The 18014-nt window shown below is 60.1% G+C and carries 13 protein-coding genes; 8 read left to right on the top strand and 5 right to left on the bottom strand.

Translation table 11 applies throughout. The features are described from left to right. Positions 1-159: 159 nt before the first annotated feature. The gene (gene glnA, locus HKK54_RS08760) at positions 160-1566 is read right to left on the bottom strand and encodes a glutamate--ammonia ligase (protein WP_003217999.1); all 1407 of its coding nucleotides are present in this window, start codon (positions 1564-1566) and stop codon (positions 160-162) included. A gap of 334 nt (positions 1567-1900) precedes the next feature. Here glnA and thiI point away from each other — a divergent pair, with 334 nt between their 5' ends. Together thiI and typA are read left to right on the top strand one after the other, a co-directional pair. Next, the gene (gene thiI, locus HKK54_RS08755; RefSeq protein WP_023659343.1) at positions 1901-3355 is read left to right on the top strand and encodes a tRNA uracil 4-sulfurtransferase ThiI; all 1455 of its coding nucleotides are present in this window, start codon (positions 1901-1903) and stop codon (positions 3353-3355) included. Positions 3356-3494: 139 nt separating this feature from the next. Next, on the top strand, positions 3495-5315 hold the full coding sequence (gene typA, locus HKK54_RS08750; RefSeq protein ID WP_003217997.1) for a translational GTPase TypA: 1821 nt from the start codon (positions 3495-3497) through the stop codon (positions 5313-5315). A gap of 194 nt (positions 5316-5509) precedes the next feature. Here the strand turns inward: typA and HKK54_RS08745 are convergent, their stop codons facing one another. Further along, entirely contained in the window at positions 5510-5944 is a 435-nt protein-coding gene (locus HKK54_RS08745) for a YkgJ family cysteine cluster protein (RefSeq protein WP_010169110.1), read from the bottom strand. A gap of 235 nt (positions 5945-6179) precedes the next feature. On the opposite strand from HKK54_RS08745, the gene HKK54_RS08740 reads away from it, so the two are divergent. The 4 genes from HKK54_RS08740 to HKK54_RS08725 all read left to right on the top strand — a co-directional run bounded on the left by HKK54_RS08740 (position 6180) and on the right by HKK54_RS08725 (position 14771). After that, positions 6180-8630, top strand: coding sequence for a glycogen/starch/alpha-glucan phosphorylase (locus HKK54_RS08740; RefSeq protein WP_010169111.1), 2451 nt, complete (start codon positions 6180-6182; stop codon positions 8628-8630). A gap of 131 nt (positions 8631-8761) precedes the next feature. Next, on the top strand, positions 8762-12298 hold the full coding sequence (locus tag HKK54_RS08735; RefSeq protein ID WP_169386583.1) for a DUF2339 domain-containing protein: 3537 nt from the start codon (positions 8762-8764) through the stop codon (positions 12296-12298). Then, complete coding sequence (locus HKK54_RS08730) at positions 12298-13653, top strand: DUF3999 domain-containing protein (RefSeq protein ID WP_169386582.1); 1356 nt, start codon at positions 12298-12300, stop codon at positions 13651-13653. Before HKK54_RS08735 ends, HKK54_RS08730 begins: the two co-directional genes overlap by 1 nt. Before the next feature lie 107 nt (positions 13654-13760). Then, complete coding sequence (locus tag HKK54_RS08725; RefSeq protein WP_010169114.1) at positions 13761-14771, top strand: class 1 fructose-bisphosphatase; 1011 nt, start codon at positions 13761-13763, stop codon at positions 14769-14771. 55 nt (positions 14772-14826) lie between these two features. Here the strand turns inward: HKK54_RS08725 and HKK54_RS08720 are convergent, their stop codons facing one another. Beyond that, on the bottom strand, positions 14827-15150 hold the full coding sequence (locus tag HKK54_RS08720; RefSeq protein ID WP_010169116.1) for a type II toxin-antitoxin system RelE/ParE family toxin: 324 nt from the start codon (positions 15148-15150) through the stop codon (positions 14827-14829). Beyond that, the gene (locus HKK54_RS08715) at positions 15147-15419 is read right to left on the bottom strand and encodes a type II toxin-antitoxin system Phd/YefM family antitoxin (RefSeq protein ID WP_010169118.1); all 273 of its coding nucleotides are present in this window, start codon (positions 15417-15419) and stop codon (positions 15147-15149) included. Before HKK54_RS08715 ends, HKK54_RS08720 begins: the two co-directional genes overlap by 4 nt. Before the next feature lie 247 nt (positions 15420-15666). On the opposite strand from HKK54_RS08715, the gene HKK54_RS08710 reads away from it, so the two are divergent. After that, positions 15667-15921 (top strand): hypothetical protein, encoded by a 255-nt coding sequence (locus HKK54_RS08710; RefSeq protein WP_010169120.1) that lies wholly within the window; start codon positions 15667-15669, stop codon positions 15919-15921. Between the two features lie 32 nt (positions 15922-15953). Further along, entirely contained in the window at positions 15954-16523 is a 570-nt protein-coding gene (locus tag HKK54_RS08705; protein WP_003217984.1) for a lipocalin family protein, read from the top strand. Between the two features lie 113 nt (positions 16524-16636). Here HKK54_RS08705 and HKK54_RS08700 read toward each other — a convergent pair whose 3' ends face one another. Beyond that, complete coding sequence (locus HKK54_RS08700; RefSeq protein ID WP_169386581.1) at positions 16637-18001, bottom strand: formimidoylglutamate deiminase; 1365 nt, start codon at positions 17999-18001, stop codon at positions 16637-16639. Positions 18002-18014: the final 13 nt, after the last annotated feature.

Genomic DNA, 18014 nt, shown 5'->3' with positions numbered 1-18014 from the left:
TGCTCGCGATGGTCGTTAACGATAACCCGTAAATATTGAAGAAATGCGGCGTCCTTGAGTTTTTCGCGGGCAAGCCCGCTTCCACAGGGTTTTGCGGGCAAAAAAAGACCTCCCGAAGGAGGCCTTTTTCATCACGCCACGTTAAGCAGCGCTACCGGATCAGCAGCTGTAGTACAGCTCGTATTCCAGTGGGTGTACGAAGGTGCGGACCTTGATTTCTTCTTCGCTTTTCAGGGCGATGTAGGCATCGATAAAGTCGTCGCTGAACACGCCGCCTTTGGTCAGGAACGCACGGCCCTTGTCCAGCTCTTCCAGGGCTTCTTTCAGGCTGCCGCACACTTGTGGGATCTCTTTGGCCTCTTCAGGCGGCAGGTCGTACAAGTTTTTGTCGGCGGCGTCGCCAGGGTGGATCTTGTTCTGGATACCGTCCAGGCCGGCCATTACCAGGGCAGCGAAGGCCAGGTACGGGTTGGCTGCCGGATCCGGGAAGCGGGCTTCGATACGGCGAGCGCGAGGGCTGGACACGTAAGGAATACGGATCGAAGCGGAACGGTTGCGAGCCGAGTAAGCCAGCATCACTGGAGCTTCGAAACCTGGGACCAGACGCTTGTAGGAGTTGGTCGACGGGTTGGTGAAGCCGTTCAGGGCCTTACCGTGCTTGATGATACCGCCGATGAAGTACAGGGCAGTGTCGGACAGGCCGGCATAACCTTCGCCAGCGAAGGTGTTCTTGCCTTCTTTGGCGATGGACAGGTGAACGTGCATACCCGAACCGTTATCGCCGTACAGAGGCTTAGGCATGAAGGTAGCGGTACGGCCGTAGGCATCAGCCACGTTGTGTACGCAGTACTTCAGGGTCTGAACTTCGTCAGCCTTGGCCACCAGGGTGTTGAATTTCACACCGATTTCGTTCTGGCCGGCAGTCGCCACTTCGTGGTGGTGAACTTCGATGACCAGGCCCATTTCTTCCATGGCGTTGCACATGGAGGTACGGATTTCGTGGTCGTGGTCGAACGGAGGAACCGGGAAGTAGCCGCCTTTGATACCTGGACGGTGGCCTTTGTTGCCGCCTTCCACGTCCTGGTCGGACATCCACGAACCTTGTTCGGAGAAGATTTTGAACATGGAGCCAGAGATGTCGGACTTGAACTTGACCGAATCAAAGATGAAGAATTCTGGTTCCGGACCTACGAATACGGTGTCGCCGATACCGGTCGACTTCAGGTATTCCTCGGCACGCTTGGCGATCGCACGTGGGTCACGGTCGTAGCCTTGCATGGTCGAAGGCTCGATCACGTCGCAGACGATGATCAGCGTTGGGTCTTCGGTGAACGGGTCGAGTACGGCGGTGCTGTCGTCCGGCATCAGGATCATGTCGGAAGCTTCGATGCCTTTCCAGCCGGCAATGGAGGAGCCGTCGAACATTTTGCCTTCTTCGAAGAAGGCGTCATCCAGCGCGTCGCGAGCCGGCATGGTCACGTGGTGCTGAGTGCCTTTTGTGTCCGTGAAGCGCAGATCAATCCATTTGACGTCATGATCTTTGATGAGTTGAACCGACTTCGACATAGTGTCCTCCGGGTGGCTTCGGGCTGGGGTAGTGGAGTTAGCCCTTAGAATGTGGGTGATGCCGGCGCGAATACTCGACCAAGGCAACCTGCCTCACAAGAGAGCAAATTGCATGCCAGTGCCCCGACATGGGTTTTTTGCCACAAAAACGCCCCTATAAAGGTGCAATCCGCTGAAACGGAATAAATTGCGCACCGCAATGTAGCGTGATTTTTCATTAATGACCCGTTTTGGTGCGCGAAAGGTCGATTGCATATTAACTGGTTAAACCTTGAGCGATTTCCGCTATAATCCGCGCCCCCCTTTTTCGGCTGGGCCTGCGCGCGCTGTTTTCATGAAATTAATCGTTAAAGTCTTCCCCGAGATCACCATCAAGAGCCGACCGGTACGGATGCGTTTCATCCGTCAATTGGCCAAGAACATCCGTGCCGTGCTCCGCGATCTGGACCCGGCTGTGGTGGTGAACGGTGTGTGGGACAATCTCGAGCTGGAAACCCGCCTGACCGACCCCAAGGCCTTGAAGGACATGACCGAGCGCCTGAGCTGCGTGCCGGGCATCGCGCATTTCCTGCAAGTCGACGAGTACCCGCTGGGCGACTTCGACGACATCACCGAAAAGTGCAAACAGCACTACGGTGATGTGCTGGCAGGCAAGGTGTTTTCGGTGCGTTGCAAACGTGCCGGCAAGCATCCGTTCAGCTCCATGGATGTCGAGAAATACGTTGGCAGCAAGCTGCGTCGCGAGTGCGGCGCAGCCGGAATTTCCCTGAAAGAGCCGCAAATTGAAGTGCGGATGGAAATTCGCGACCAACGGTTGTTTGTGATCCACAGCCAGCACGACAGCATCGGCGGCTACCCGCTGGGCGCCCTGGAACAGACCCTGGTATTGATGTCCGGCGGTTTCGATTCCACCGTTGCGGCCTACCAGATCATGCGCCGCGGGCTGATGAGCCACTTCTGCTTCTTTAACCTGGGCGGGCGTGCACACGAATTGGGCGTGATGGAAGTCGCGCATTACATCTGGAAGAAGTACGGCAGCTCGCAACGGGTGCTCTTTGTCAGCGTACCGTTCGAGGAAGTCCTGGGAGAAATTCTCGGGAAAGTCGATAACAGTCATATGGGCGTAGTATTGAAGCGTATGATGTTGCGCGCTGCGTCCCGAATCGCGGATCGGCTGGAAATCGACGCACTGGTGACCGGTGAAGCGATTTCCCAGGTGTCCAGCCAGACCCTGCCGAACCTGTCGTTGATCGACTCTGTGACCGAGAAGCTGGTATTGCGCCCGCTGATCGCCAGTCACAAGCAAGACATCATCGACCTGGCGACCCAGATCGGCACGGCGGATTTCGCCAAGCACATGCCGGAATATTGCGGGGTCATCTCGGTGAACCCCAAGACCCACGCCAAGCGCAACCGCGTGGAGTACGAAGAACAACAGTTCGACATGGCGGTTCTCGAGCGTGCGCTGGAGAACGCCAAACTGGTGCCGATCGATCGGGTTATCGACGAATTGGGCCAGGATTTGCAGATCGAAGAAGTCAGCGAGGCTCTGGCCGGTCAGATCATCATCGACATCCGTCACCCGGATGCCGCTGAAGATGAGCCGCTGGAAATCGCTGGCATCGACGTACAAACGCTGCCGTTCTATGCATTGAATGCGCGTTTCAAGGAACTGGATGACAGCCGTCAGTACCTGTTGTATTGCGACAAAGGCGTGATGAGTCGCCTGCATGCCCACCATTTGCTCAGTGAGGGGCATGCCAATGTGCGCGTTTATCGACCGAGCTAAGAGCCCGGGGCTGTTTGCCTGTGGCCTGCGTCACCGGCCCCCCGACTCTGCCGTCAAGCTGTAACGGCAAGGCCTGACTCTACTGTTAATCGCTGCCACGACCTGTCAGCACACCGAATCCTCTGATCGAGATACACAAGTGATCGAAAATCTACGCAACATCGCCATCATTGCCCACGTTGACCATGGTAAGACCACCCTGGTAGACAAACTCTTGCGTCAATCCGGCACCCTGGAGCGCAACGAGCTCAACGACGAGCGCGTGATGGACTCCAACGACCAGGAGAAAGAGCGCGGTATTACCATTCTGGCGAAAAACACCGCCATCAACTGGAACGGCTACCACATCAACATCGTGGACACCCCGGGCCACGCCGACTTCGGCGGCGAAGTTGAACGCGTAATGTCGATGGTTGACTCCGTTCTGCTGCTGGTTGACGCTCAAGACGGCCCTATGCCGCAAACCCGTTTCGTGACCAAGAAGGCTTTCGAAGCCGGCCTGCGTCCGATCGTGTGCATCAACAAGGTTGACCGTCCAGGCGCGCGTCCGGACTGGGTTCTGGACCAGATCTTCGACCTGTTCGACAACCTGGGTGCCACCGAAGAACAGCTGGACTTCAAAGTCGTCTACGCCTCGGCCCTGAACGGCATTGCCGGTCTGGAACACACCGACATGGCTGAAGACATGACCCCGCTGTACCAGTCGATCGTCGACAACGTACCGGCGCCGAAAGTTGACCGTGAAGGCCCGTTCCAGATGCAAATCTCGGCACTGGACTACAACAGCTTCCTGGGTGTTATCGGTGTTGGCCGTATCGCTCGTGGCAGCGTCAAGCCGAACACTCCGGTTGTCGCCATCGGCGCCGACGGCAAGAAACGCAACGGCCGTATCCTGAAGCTGATGGGTCACCACGGTCTGCACCGTATCGACGTTGAAGAAGCGTTTGCCGGTGACATCGTGTGCGTGAGCGGTATGGACTCGCTGTTCATCTCCGACACCCTGTGCCAGCCGGACAACGTCGAGGCGATGAAGCCTCTGACCGTTGACGAGCCAACCGTTTCCATGACCTTCCAGGTAAACGACTCGCCTTTCTGCGGTAAAGAAGGCAAGTTCGTGACTTCCCGTAACATCAAGGAACGTCTGGACAAAGAGCTGCTGTACAACGTTGCTCTGCGCGTTGAAGAAGGCGACTCGGCTGACAAGTTCAAGGTTTCCGGCCGTGGTGAGCTGCACCTCTCGGTACTGATCGAAACCATGCGTCGCGAAGGCTTCGAAATGGGCGTCGGTCGTCCTGAAGTGATCATCCGTCAGGTTGACGGCGTGAAGCAGGAACCGTTTGAAAACGTTACCATCGACACCCCTGAAGAATCCCAGGGCAAGGTCATGGAAGAGATGGGCCTGCGTAAGGGCGACCTGACCAACATGGTGCCGGATGGCAAAGGCCGTGTGCGTCTGGAATACAACATCCCTGCTCGTGGTCTGATCGGTTTCCGTAACCAGTTCCTGACCCTGACCAACGGCGCTGGCATCCTGACCTCGATCTTCGATCGCTACGACACCATGAAGTCCGGCGACATGTCCGGTCGTCAGAACGGTGTTCTGGTATCGGTAGAAACCGGCAAGGCGCTGACCTACTCCCTGGAAACCCTCCAGGCGCGTGGCAAGCTGTTCGTTGAGCACGGTCAAGAGATCTACAACGGTCAGATCGTTGGTCTGAACAGCCGTGACAACGACATGGGCGTCAACCCAACCAAAGGCAAGAAGCTCGACAACATGCGTGCTTCGGGCAAGGACGAAACCATTGCTCTGGTTCCACCTGTTCGCTTCACCCTGGAACAGGCCCTGGAATTCATCCAGGACGACGAGCTGTGCGAAGTTACGCCTAAGTCGATCCGCCTGCGTAAGAAGATCCTGGACGAAGGCGAGCGTACCCGCGCTGCCAAGAAAGCCAAGAACTGAGTTAACTCAGGCTGAATGAAAAACGCCCCCGGTCGAAAGGCCGGGGGCGTTTTTTTATGCCTGCAATAGCTGTAGTGGCTGCGACGGCCTCATCGCGGGCAAGCCCGGCTCCCACATTTTGATATGTGAACACATTCAACTGTGGGAGCTGGCTTGCCTGCGATAGGGCCCTCAAGGCCCCACAAAAATCTGGATCAGAACTTGTCGAGGGTCTTGAAGTTGGTCTCGCGCACCACTTCCTTCGGCTTGTACGCGCAATACCCTGGGCGCGGTCCGATTTTCGGGTGATTGCGGCAAGTATCCGGGCGCTTGTCATAAATAGTGCAGAAGCGGCTCTTACGATCCAGGTACAGGCAATCGTTGTTGCTCATGCGCTGCAGGGTAAAGATCTCGGATTTGGCGTTGAAGCGCTCGACGATGCCTTCTTTCTGCAAGCGCTTGGCGATGTTCTTCGGCGGGTCGCCACGCTCGAACTCATCGACGATGCCGATACGGATCAGGTCCTTGATCTTCACCTCAACCGGCAGGGTGCAGCAGCTCGACACACAGCCGCCACACATGTGGCTTGAGTATTTCTGCCAGGTCTCGAGACGGTCGAGTTCCGCGGCGGCGATCAGTTGAGGCTTCATCAGGTTTCCAAGAGGGGTGTTATCCGGCGCGGGATCATACCGGAATTGGTGTTTTTTTGAACAATATCTTCCGGGTTTCAGCTCGAAGGCAGTGTCGGGCAACAAACGGGCACGGCCCCTGCATCAAATTCCCGCAAAGGTGAATGAGTTAAAAAACTGCCGAACCAGAGCGTCTACGGTCTGTCAGACCGTCTAGGCTCTAGCAACTCCTTCTATCTCGCCCGAGGTCGCATCGATGTCTCAGGAACCGCTTGTACGAGAAGCAGAGGTAGCCGCATTTCGCGATGCCGTCTTGACCAAACTTACCTATGCGGTGGGCAAGGACCCCGATCACGCCTTCGACCACGACTGGTTCGAAGCCATTGCACTGGCCGCCCGCGACCATATGGTCGACCACTGGATGGACCACACGCGGCACATCTACCGCAAGGGGCAGAAGCGGGTCTATTACCTCTCGCTGGAATTCCTGATCGGCCGTCTGCTCTACGACAGCCTGAGCAACCTCGGCCTGCTGGACGTGGCCCGTGAGGCCATGAGCGAGCTGGGCGTGGACATGGAGCGCATTCGCCTGCTGGAGCCCGACGCGGCCCTGGGCAACGGTGGCCTTGGCCGCCTGGCTGCATGCTTTATGGAAAGCATGTCGACCCTGGGCATTGCCGGCCACGGTTATGGCATTCGTTATGAGCACGGGCTGTTCCGCCAGGCGATTGTCGATGGCTGGCAGCAGGAGCAAACCGAGCGCTGGCTGGATTTCGGCAACCCGTGGGAATTCGAGCGCGCCGAAGTGATCTACCCGATCGGCTTTGGCGGCGGCGTGGAAACCCTGCTGGACGCGTCCGGCAAGTCGATCCAGGTCTGGTCGCCGAATGAAACCGTGCGTGCGGTAGCCTACGACACTCCGGTGGTCGGCTGGCGCGGCGCCAGCGTCAACACCTTGCGCCTGTGGCGTGCCCGGGCCGTCGAAGACCTGCACCTGGAGCGCTTCAACGCCGGCGACCACCTGGGTGCCGTCGCCGAAGTGGCCCGTGCCGAAAGCATCTCCCGGGTGCTTTACCCGGCCGACAGCACCGAAGCAGGGCAGGAACTGCGCCTGCGCCAGGAATACTTCTTCGTCTCCGCCTCGTTGCAGGATTTGCTGCGTCGCCACAAAAACATGCACGGCTCGGTCCTGAGCCTGGGCGAACACGCGGCCATCCAGCTCAACGACACGCACCCGTCGATCGCGGTGGCCGAGTTGATGCGCCAGTTGGTGGACCTGCACGATATCCCGTGGGATGCCGCCTGGGATGTCACCGTCGAGACCCTTTCGTACACCAACCACACCTTGCTGCCCGAGGCGCTGGAGACCTGGCCGGTGGGCTTGATGGAACGCATGCTGCCACGGCACATGCAGATCATCTACCTGATCAACGCTCAACATATCGACTCGCTGCGGGCCAAGGGCATCCATGACTTCGACGTGCTGCGCGCCGTGTCGCTGATCGAGGAAGACAACGGCCGCCGCGTGCGCATGGGCAACCTGGCGTTCCTCGGTTCCCACAGCGTCAACGGCGTGTCCGGCCTGCATACCCAACTGATGCGCAGCACGGTGTTCTCCGAACTGCACAAGCTCTACCCGGACCGCATCAATAACAAAACCAACGGCATTACCTTCCGCCGCTGGCTGTACCAGGCCAACCCCAAACTCACCGCGATGCTGGTGGAAGCCCTGGGTCCGGACGTACTGGATAACCCCGAGCAGCGCCTGGTGGACCTGGAACCGTTTGCCGAGAAGCAAGCCTTCCGCAAGGCCTTCGCCGAACAGCGCCTGCACAGCAAACGCGCACTGGCCGACATCATTCACGAGCGCCTGGGGATTTCGGTCAACCCGGCGGCGATGTTTGATGTGCAGGTCAAGCGGATCCACGAGTACAAGCGCCAGCTGTTGAACCTGCTGCACACCGTCGCGTTGTACCAGGCGATTCGTGCCGAGCCGGGCACCGACTGGGTCCCTCGGGTGAAGATCTTCGCCGGCAAGGCGGCGGCCAGTTATCACCAGGCCAAGTTGATCATCAAGCTGACCAACGACATCGCCCGTACCGTCAACAACGACCCGACGGTGCGCGGGTTGCTCAAGGTGGTGTTCCTGCCCAACTACAACGTCAGCCTGGCGGAAAGCATCATTCCGGCGGCCGACCTGTCGGAGCAGATTTCCACCGCCGGGTTTGAAGCGTCCGGCACCAGTAACATGAAATTCGGCCTTAACGGCGCGCTGACTATCGGCACCATGGACGGTGCCAACGTCGAGATGCACGAGCGCGTGGGTGCCGACCACATGTTCATCTTCGGCCTCAGCGCCCAGCAGGTAGAAGCGCGCAAACACGCCGGTGAGTTCAATGCCGGGCCGGAAATCGCCGCGTCCCATCGTTTGAACGATGTGCTGCAAGCGATTCGCGGCGGTGTGTTCTCGCCGGATGATCCGGGCCGTTATGCCGGGTTGGTGGACTCGCTGATCGACTACGACCGCTTCCTGGTCTGTGCCGACTTCGATTCCTACTGGGATGCCCAAGCGCGGGTCGAGGCGCACTGGCACGATTCCAAGGAATGGTGGCGCTCGGCGGTGCTCAACACCGCGCGCATGGGCTGGTTCTCGTCGGACCGGACCATCCGCGAATACGCGACGGAGATCTGGAAAGCGTTGGATTAGACACCGCAATACAAAATGTGGGAGGGGGCTTGCTGTGGTGAGAGGGCAAGCCCGCTCACCACAGCAAGTCCCGCTGCCACATGGGGCCCGTGTCGATATACTAGGTCTCGGTTTGCTTAGGGATATCGACCATGCAATGGATTTTCATGCTGATTGGCCTGGTGCTCGGCTGGACGCTCGACGAGTCGTTCAGTGATGCGGGCATTGGTGCGCTGCTCGGCTTGGGCATTGGCCAGGCGATCCGCCTGTCGATGCTCGCCTCGCGTACGGAGGAGCAAGGCCGTCAGCTGGAGTCTGCCCGCAACGCCCTGAAAGTCGTTGAGCAACGCCTGGCCTTGCTGGAAAGGCCCGCTGCCGTTGAAATTCCCGAACCGATCCTTGTCGAAGCGCCGCCGCCGGTAACGGCGTCGCCTGAACTCGTCTGGGAATTACCCGCCGAATTGGAACCTGCGTACGCAACGGTAGCGGCCGAGCCCAGCCAGCCATTGCCGGCTGACGTCTGGCGGGCTGAGCCGAGCGAACGCATTCCTGAGCAACCTGCCGCGCCTGCGATACCTCGTGGCCCCAACTTCATCGAGCGCGCCATCAGCGGCGCACGCAACTGGCTGTTCGGCGGCAACACCGTGCTGCGGGTCGGCGTGGTGCTGCTGTTCCTTGGCCTGGCCTTCCTGCTGCGGTACGCCACTGAAGGCATAGTGGTGCCGATCGAGCTGCGTTATGCGGGCGTTGCCGGTTGTGCGTTGGCCTTGCTGGGCCTGGGTTGGTGGCTGCGGCTGCGTAACAGCAATTACGGGTTGATGCTGCAAGGCACCGGCATCGCCGTGCTCTACCTGACAGTGTTCGCTGCCATGCGCCTGCACCCGCTGCTCGATCCCGGCGCCGCACTGGGGTTGCTGGTGGCGGTCACGGTGTTTTCGGCGATTCTGGCAATTACCCAGGACGCCCTCGGCCTGGCTTGCGCCGCTGCCCTCGGCGGTTTTGCGGCACCGATCCTCACGTCCACCGGCGCCGGTAACCATGTGGCGCTGTTCAGCTATTTCGCGCTGCTGAACGCGGGCATCCTCGCCATCGCCTGGTTCAAGGCCTGGCGTCTGCTCAACCTGATCGGTTTTGTCGGCACTTTCGGTATCGGCTTCGCCTGGGGCCTGCGTTCCTACACGCCGGAACTGCTGTGGAGCACCGAGCCTTTCCTGATTCTGTTTTTCCTGATGTACCTCGGCATTGGCCTGTTGTTCGCCCGGCGCAAGCTGTTGGAGATGAGCGACGCGCCGGACGATGACAGCCGTGGCGCACTGTTGCGCTGGTCAGCGGCCAAGGGCGATTACGTCGACGGCAGCCTGCTGTTCGGTCCGCCGCTGGTGGGCTTCGGTTTGCAGTTTGCGCTGGTGCAGCACCTGGAGTTTGCCGCTGCGTTCAGTGCGCTGGCCCTGGGCATTATCTACATGAGCCTGGCCCGTTTGCTGAGTGGCGGGCGCGCCTTGCTGCTGGCGGAAACCAGCCTGGCATTGGGTGTGATCTTTGCCAGCCTGGCAATTCCCTTGGGCCTCGACGCGCGCTGGACGGCGGCGGCCTGGGCCGTGGAAGGCGCCGGGATTTTCTGGCTCGGCTTGCGCCAGCAGCGGCCTTTGGCGCGGGCGTTTGGCTTGCTGTTGCAAGTCGGCTCGGCGCTCGCGTTCCTCAGCGAGTTGCGGGTTGGTGACACCCGTCTATTGGATGGCGCACCGCTGGGCGCTCTGTTGCTGGGCGCGGCCTTGCTGTTCAGTTTCCACCAACTGCGCAAGGCACCGGCTGAGCAGTCGGCGCAGTGGGAGCGTCGTGGTTTGCCGGTATTGGCCAGTGTCGGCCTGGGCTTCCTGTACCTGCTGGCGCCGTTGCTGCTGTTGACCCAAGGCACGGCCATCAGTTGGGCAATTGCCGGCCTTGCGACCTTGCTGGTCGGCCTGCGCATCGGCTCGCGCACGTTCCTCTTTACTGCGTTTGCCGTGCAATTGCTCGGTGGCGCGCTGTTCCTGGTGCGCCTTCAGGCGGGCGCTGATTCCGGCGCCGTGTTCAGTGCCGGCTGGAGCGGGCTGCTCACCGCATCGCTGATTGGCCTGGCCTTGATCGGCGGCATGCTGCTGGCGGCGCGGGACAGCATGGTGCGCAGCGATGTGCGGTTGTTGCGCGGCCTGTCGGTGGTGCTGTTGGCCGGGTTGGTGCTGATCAACCTCGCGGTGCTGTTCGTGCTGCCGTGGGAGACCGCCAGTGGCGTGTGGGCGGCCAGTGGTTTGTTGATTATCTGGCTGAGTCTCTACCTGCAGCAGCGGGTCAGTTTTGTCTTCGGGTTGTTGCTGCAAATCATCGGTGGCGCTTCGTTCCTGATCGCGGTGCCGGACTTGCTCGGGCCACTGACCCGCGAAGGCTTGCGTCCTTTGGGCCATAGCGGTTTCTGGACGCCGATGGTGCTCGGGCTGGCGGCGCTGATCGGTGCCTGGCGTTTGCAGCGCCGGCCTCATGCGCCGGTGTTCGAGGCGTTGAGTTTGCAGCGGCTGTCCGACGTGCTGCTGGTGTGGGGCGCGGCCTGGTGGACGTTGGCTTTGGTCAGCGAAGTGCTGCGTTTTGCGCCACCGATGCTGCAAGGCACCTGGCTGCTGGCGGTGGCGGCCGTGAGTGTGGCGATCTGGGCGGTGTTGGCCCGGCGCCTGCAATGGCCGTCGCTGGGCTTGTTGTGCACGCTGTTGATGCCGGCGGCGGGCGTGGTGTTGCTGGGCTCGTGGGGCTCGCGTTATCACCCGGCGGCGAATTTCGCGTGGCTGGCGTGGGTGGCGGTGTTTACGGTGCACTTCTTGTCACTGCGGCGCCTGGCCTTGGTCATCCCGGAGAAAGCCCTCAGCGCTGCGCACGTGCTCGGCTGCTGGCTGCTGATTGGCGTGCTGGCGCTGGAGCTGCGCTACGGCCTGTTGCTGCTGTCCGAGGAATACAACGCCTGGCGCTGGCTGGGGTGGGCGATTCTGCCGAGCCTGTACCTGGTACTGGCCGCTGTGCCGCGCAGTTGGCCGTGGCCGGTGTCGGCGTACCCGCGCGAGTACCGGTTATATGCCGCGTTGCCTCTGGCGGTGTTGATGCTGGGCTGGTTCTGGCTGGCGAACATCTTCAGCGACGGCACCGCCGAGCCGCTGCCGTATGTGCCGCTGCTTAACCCGCTGGATATTGGATTGCTGTTCGCGCTGCTGGGTGTGTACCTGTGGTCCCGCAGCGCCGCACCCCAGCGCGGGCCACGCGCCGAGCTGATCGCCCAAGCAGTCGCCGGAGTGTCGTTGTTCGCCTTCTTCACCGCCCTGGTGATGCGCACGGCTCACCATTGGGGCGGGGTGCCGTTCCATCTGGATGCGTTGCTGGAATCGATGCTGGTACAGGCCGGGCTGTCGATTGTCTGGACCCTGATTGCCCTGAGCCTGATGATCGGTGGGCATCTGCGGCATCGGCGTGAGGTGTGGCTGATCGGTGCGGTGTTGATTGCGGTGGTGGTCGCCAAATTGTTCTTCGTCGAACTGAGCAACCGTGGCGGGCTGGCGCGGATCGTATCGTTTATCGGTGTGGGCGGGCTGTTGCTGGTGGTGGGCTATTTCGCCCCGCTGCCACCCAAGCGTGCCGAACCGGTGGTTGAATCTGAAGGAGTGGTCTCTTGATGGGCAAGCTGAGTGTGGCGCTGTTGGGGTTGTGCACAACGTGTTCGGCCTTGGCCCAGGAAACCCCGGCCGATTTCACCACGCGGGTGCCGCTGACAGTCAGCGGCGAAGGCCCGTGGTACCGCCTGGAACTGCCGCTGGCGGTGCAATTGAGTGCCCGCCAGGCCGACCTGAGTGATGTACGGGTGTTCAACGCCGCCGGCGAGCCCCAGGCCTACGCGCTGGCGCGGCAGTCGGCGCAAAGCACCGAAAGCCGCAGCCTGTCCAACGTGAAGTGGTTCCCGCTGTACGCCGCGGCCGACTCCGCTGAAGCCGTGCCCAGTGTGCGCGTGCAATCCACTTCCACCGGCACGTTGGTGCAGGTGCAGCCGCCGAGCCAGCTGGAAGCGGGCGAAGAAGTGCTGCGCGGCTGGTTGCTCGATGCCAGCGGGATCAAGGCGCCGTTGCAGCAGCTGATCCTCGACTGGACCAGCGAGCGCGACGGCTTCCAGCGCTTCAGCATCGAAGCCAGCGACGACTTGCAGCACTGGCGCTCGTGGGGCGAAGGGCAGGTGGCGCGGCTGTCGTTTGCCGATGAGCGCGTCGAGCAGCATGAAGTGAGTTTGCCAGGGCAATCGGCGCGTTATCTGCGCCTGCTGTGGAAAGGCCAGGCCGCACCGGCGCTGACGTCGGCGCAGTTGGAGAGCGTCAGTGCCCATAGCTTGCCGTTGCCGCTGGTGTGGTCGCAGCCACTGTCGGGTACCCGTCTCAAGGCGGGCGAATACAGCTGGCAGTTGCCCAATGCGCTGAACGTCGAACGTTTGCGCATCGACTTGAGCCAACCCAACAGCCTCGCGCCAGTCACCTTGTCGGGGCGTCGGGAAAGCAGTCAGGCCTGGCAGCCCTTGAGCAGCGGTTTGCTCTACCGGCTGACGCAAAATGGCCAGGACGTTTTACAGAACGAATTGCAGCTGCCGGGCCACGCCGTTGCGCAACTCAAGCTCGACGTGGACGAACGTGGCGGTGGCCTGGGAGTGGAGGCGCCGACCTTGAGCTTTGCAGTGCGCGCCACGCAGTTGGTGTTCCTGGCACGGGGCGAGCCGCCGTTCATCCTGGCCTTGGGCAACCCGTCGGTGAAGGGGGCGAACTTGCCGCTGTCGACGTTGATCCCGGATTACAGCGTCGAACGCCTCGCAGGGCTTGGGCAGGCCAAGGCGGCGGGGGCGGTGGTGGTGACATCGCCCGCGGTTGCGGCGCCTATTGATGCCGGGCCGAACTGGAAAAAGCTCGGTCTTTGGGCCGTGCTGCTGCTCGGTGTGGCGGCGTTGGGCGCCATGGCCTACAGTTTGCTGCGCAAGCCGCCGGTGGCACGTTAAATAAAGTCCATGAACTCTATTGGGTTTAAATCCTCTCATATGAGGAAATACGCCCCGACTCGCGTTAAACTGCGCGGGTTTTTAGCCCCCCATTTCCGGAGCCTTCCATGTCCCGCGTTACCCTGAGTCGCTATTTGATCGAGCAGACCCGCAGCAACAACACGCCTGCCGATCTGCGCTTCCTTATCGAAGTGGTGGCGCGTGCTTGCAAGGAAATCAGCCACGCCGTCTCCAAAGGCGCGCTGGGCGGCGTCCTGGGCAGCATGGGCACTGAAAACGTACAAGGCGAAGTGCAGAAGAAGCTCGACGTGATTTCCAACGAAATCCTGCTCGAAGCCAACGAATGGGGCGGCCACCTGGCCGGCATGGCGTCCGAAGAAATGGACAATGCCTACCAGATCCCGGGCAAGTACCCGAAAGGCGCGTACCTGTTGGTATTCGACCCGCTGGACGGTTCGTCGAACATCGACATCAACGCACCGGTCGGCACCATCTTCTCGGTACTGCGTTGCCCGAGCGAATACCTGAGCCAGAACGAAGCCCTGAACGAAAAGGCCTTCCTGCAGCCAGGCACCGAGCAGGTCGCTGCCGGTTATGCGATCTACGGCCCGCAAACCATGCTGGTGCTGACCCTGGGCGACGGCGTCAAGGGCTTCACCCTGGACCGTGAAATGGGCAGCTTCGTGCTGACCCACGAAGACATCTCCATCCCGGCGAGCACCCAGGAATTCGCCATCAACATGTCCAACCAGCGTCACTGGGAAGCGCCGGTACAGCGCTACGTGAACGAGTTGATGGAAGGCGAAGAAGGCCCGTTGAAGAAGAACTTCAACATGCGCTGGGTGGCTGCGATGGTTGCCGACGTGCACCGCATCCTGACCCGTGGTGGCCTGTTCATGTACCCACGTGACAGCCGCGAGCCGTCCAAGCCGGGCAAACTGCGCCTGATGTACGAAGCCAACCCGATGTCGTTCCTGGTTGAGCAGGCGGGCGGTGCGTCCACCGACGGCCACCAGCGCATCCTCGACATCCAGCCCGAAGGCCTGCACCAGCGTGTGGCGGTGTTTCTGGGTTCGAAGGAAGAAGTTGAGCGTGTGACTGGTTACCACAAGGCGTAAGTCTTGCGGTAAGCAAAAGCCCCGAAGCATTTCAGTGTTTTCGGGGCTTTTTTGTTTATTGAATAAGGCGTTTCAGCAGCAGCGACTGCAGGTTTTTCCGTGTGTCCGCGATGATATGGACGTAGATGGTTTTATCTCTGACTTCATAAATAATCCGATTCATTTCACACACGACCTGCCGGTACTGACTGAGGTTGAGCCTCTCAATCTCTTCTGGCATTGAGCCCGCGTAAGGCTGGGTTTCGATGCGGCGCAAAGCTTGCTTCAATGAATCATAGGTTTGTTGCCAGGATGCTGCGGAAAATTGGCGGGTCAGATAGGACTTGATTTCTTTGAGATCAGATTTAGCAGAATGAAGAATCTCAACCCTGAAATTCATTGTGCTTCGTCCCTGTCCAGCTCTGCGAACACGTCCTCCATTTCTTGAAACTGACCCAATTCAATCTGGCGGTTTCCCAAAGCGAGTAGCTTTAACAGAGCCATGGTCTCTTCTTGCTCTTCAAAACTCTTCACATCCATCACAACCAGCTTGGCCTCACCATTTTGAGTGATGACCAACGGTTCGCGGCTTTCAGTGAGGTTTTTCACAATCTCGGCGGTGTGGCTTTTCAAGTAGCTGATAGGTTTGATCTGGGATGAGAGTTTCATTGGGTGGTCCTGTCTCAAAGGAAGGACTGATTTTAGTCTTTATTCGGTCCTATGTATTGAGGGGATAGTCGATTATTCAACGGGTGCGACGAAAGGCACGCCCATCCAGAAACCCTATGAATCTTTGGAAAAACACCACCCTGGCAGAAAAAAGAAATACCACCCCCCATCGGGAACCAGACACCTCTTTTCCCTTCTAAGCTTCTGGCAGACCCCCAAGCTGCTTCGTCTCTCCAGGAGTTTTTCCATGTCGTTACGCCGTCTCGCCCTGTTGTCGTTTTGCGTGCTTCTGGCCGCTTGCAGCAAGGTCACTCAAGAAAATTACGCAAAACTGTCGGCCGGCATGGCCAAGGCCGAGGTTGAGTCGTTGCTGGGTAAGCCGACTGATTGTTCTGGCGCGCTGGGTATGTCCAGTTGCACGTGGGGCGATAAAAACAGCTTTATCAGCGTGCAATACGCCGGTGACAAAGTACTGATTTTTTCCGGGCAAGGCCTGAAGTAAACCGGGGCGAAAGCCTGCGGGAGAAAAACAACATGATGCGTTTTGTTTTATACCTCTGTGCCAGCCTGTTTTTGGCGGGCTGCGCCAGCCATTCTGGCGATGATCTGCAACCCAAGACGGTTGGCAGCGTGAACCTCAAGCGTTACCAGGGCACCTGGTATGAGTTGGCCCGTCTGCCGATGTACTTCCAGCGCAATTGTGCGCAGTCCGAAGCCCGCTACACGTTGTTGCCCGATGGCAACATGTCGGTGTTCAACCGCTGCCTGACGCCTGAATGGAAGTGGCAGGAAGCCAAGGGCACAGCAACGCCGCAGGTCGCCGGCAAGACTGACAAACTGTGGGTCGAATTCAATAACTGGTTCACCTCGCTGTTGCCGGGCGTGGCCAAGGGCGATTACTGGGTGCTGTACGTCAGCGATGACTACAAGACCGCCATTGTCGGCAGCCCGAGCCGGCGCTACATGTGGTTGTTGTCCCGCACGCCGACCGTCAGCGCCGACACTCGCGAAGACCTGCTGAGCAGGGCGCGGCAACAGGGGTATGACACTACCCGGTTGATCTGGCGGACGTCGGACAAGCAGATGGCAAAGACTTCGCAGTAACTGAAGAGCGCTACCATTCTAATGTGGGAGCTGGCTTGCCTGCGATAGCGGTGTTGGATTCACAACGGCTATTGCAGGCAAACCAGCTCCCACATTTTGTTATGTGTCGTCTGTTAGCCCAACAAATCCCGCAAGACCTGAGTAAACGCCCGGCTGCTGTCTTCTTCAGCCGCGTGATGCCCGTCGCGAATCACCCACTTCCCGTTGACCAGCACGTCCCGCACCTGGCGATCACCACCGGCAAACAGCCAGCGATTGAGAATCCCGTCTTCGTTCGCAGTCGCCAGGTACGGATCGTTGCCGTCCAGTACCAGCCAATCAGCCCGTTTGCCGACTTCCAGGCGCCCAATCGGCTGCCCCAGCGCTTCGGCCCCGCCGTCCAGCGCGGCATCGAACAGCGTACGGCCGACCATCGGCTGATCGCTGCGATACAGCCGGTTGCGCCGCTGGTCCCGCAGGCGCTGCCCATATTCCAGCCAGCGCAGTTCTTCCACCACGCTCAGTGATACGTGGCTGTCGGAACCAATCCCCATGCGCCCGCCCTGGGCCAGGAAATCCACCGCCGGGAAAATCCCGTCGCCCAGGTTGGCTTCGGTGGTCAGGCACAGCCCGGCAATCGCCCGGCTCTTGGCCATCAACGTCACTTCTTCCGGATTGGCATGGGTGGCGTGAACCAGGCACCAGCGCTGATCCACTTCAACATTGTCATACAGCCATTGCAGCGGACGCTTGCCGCTCCAGGCCAGGCAGTCGTCGACTTCCTTTTGCTGCTCGGCGATGTGGATGTGTACCGGGCACGCCTTGTCGCTGGCGGCCAGCACTTCGCTGATCTGTTGTGGCGTGACGGCGCGCAGCGAGTGGAAGCACAGACCCAGTTGCTGCGCCGGTTGCGCGGCCAGAATCGGTTGCAGGCGTGCCTGCAGGTTCAGGTAGTGCTCGGTGCTGTTGATAAAGCGCCGCTGGCCTTCATTGGGTGCCTGGCCGCCGAAACCGGAATGGCTGTACAGCACCGGCAACAACGTCAGGCCGATACCGCTGCTGGCGGCCGCCTGGCTGATTTGCCGCGACAGCTCCGCAGGGTCGGCATAGGGCTGGCCGCTGACGTCGTGGTGCACGTAGTGAAATTCGGCCACCGAGGTGTAGCCGGCCTTGAGCATCTCGATGTACAGCTGGCGCGCAATGACCTGCAGTTGGTCGGGGCTGATCTTGCCCACCATGCGATACATCAAGTCGCGCCAGGTCCAGAAGCTGTCATTCGGGTTGCCGGCCACTTCCGCCAGCCCGGCCATGGCCCGCTGGAACGCATGGGAATGCAGGTTCGGCATGCCCGCCAAGACCGGGCCTCTCAGCCGTTCGGCACCGTCTGCACTGGCGTTGGGCTCAACCTGGGTCAGCAGGCCGTCGGCGCTGACTTCAAGACGTACATCATTGGCCCATCCATTAGGCAGCAGCGCGCGTTCGGCAAAGAAAGCGGACATGATTAAGGCACCC

The organism is Pseudomonas sp. ADAK13, from assembly GCF_012935715.1.
Classification (GTDB): domain Bacteria; phylum Pseudomonadota; class Gammaproteobacteria; order Pseudomonadales; family Pseudomonadaceae; genus Aquipseudomonas.
This window is presented reverse-complemented; position numbering and strand designations above follow the sequence as displayed.

Bases quoted from the DNA above. Each gene is read 5' to 3' on its own strand.
- glnA (WP_003217999.1), bottom strand. From the start codon at position 1,566: ATGTCGAAGTCGGTTCAACTCATCAAAGATCATGACGTCAAATGGATT.
- thiI (WP_023659343.1), top strand. From the start codon at position 1,901: ATGAAATTAATCGTTAAAGTCTTCCCCGAGATCACCATCAAGAGCCGA.
- HKK54_RS08745 (WP_010169110.1), bottom strand. From the start codon at position 5,944: ATGAAGCCTCAACTGATCGCCGCCGCGGAACTCGACCGTCTCGAGACC.
- HKK54_RS08740 (WP_010169111.1), top strand. From the start codon at position 6,180: ATGTCTCAGGAACCGCTTGTACGAGAAGCAGAGGTAGCCGCATTTCGC.
- HKK54_RS08735 (WP_169386583.1), top strand. From the start codon at position 8,762: ATGCAATGGATTTTCATGCTGATTGGCCTGGTGCTCGGCTGGACGCTC.
- HKK54_RS08730 (WP_169386582.1), top strand. From the start codon at position 12,298: ATGGGCAAGCTGAGTGTGGCGCTGTTGGGGTTGTGCACAACGTGTTCG.
- HKK54_RS08725 (WP_010169114.1), top strand. From the start codon at position 13,761: ATGTCCCGCGTTACCCTGAGTCGCTATTTGATCGAGCAGACCCGCAGC.
- HKK54_RS08720 (WP_010169116.1), bottom strand. From the start codon at position 15,150: ATGAATTTCAGGGTTGAGATTCTTCATTCTGCTAAATCTGATCTCAAA.
- HKK54_RS08715 (WP_010169118.1), bottom strand. From the start codon at position 15,419: ATGAAACTCTCATCCCAGATCAAACCTATCAGCTACTTGAAAAGCCAC.
- HKK54_RS08710 (WP_010169120.1), top strand. From the start codon at position 15,667: ATGTCGTTACGCCGTCTCGCCCTGTTGTCGTTTTGCGTGCTTCTGGCC.
- HKK54_RS08705 (WP_003217984.1), top strand. From the start codon at position 15,954: ATGATGCGTTTTGTTTTATACCTCTGTGCCAGCCTGTTTTTGGCGGGC.
- HKK54_RS08700 (WP_169386581.1), bottom strand. From the start codon at position 18,001: ATGTCCGCTTTCTTTGCCGAACGCGCGCTGCTGCCTAATGGATGGGCC.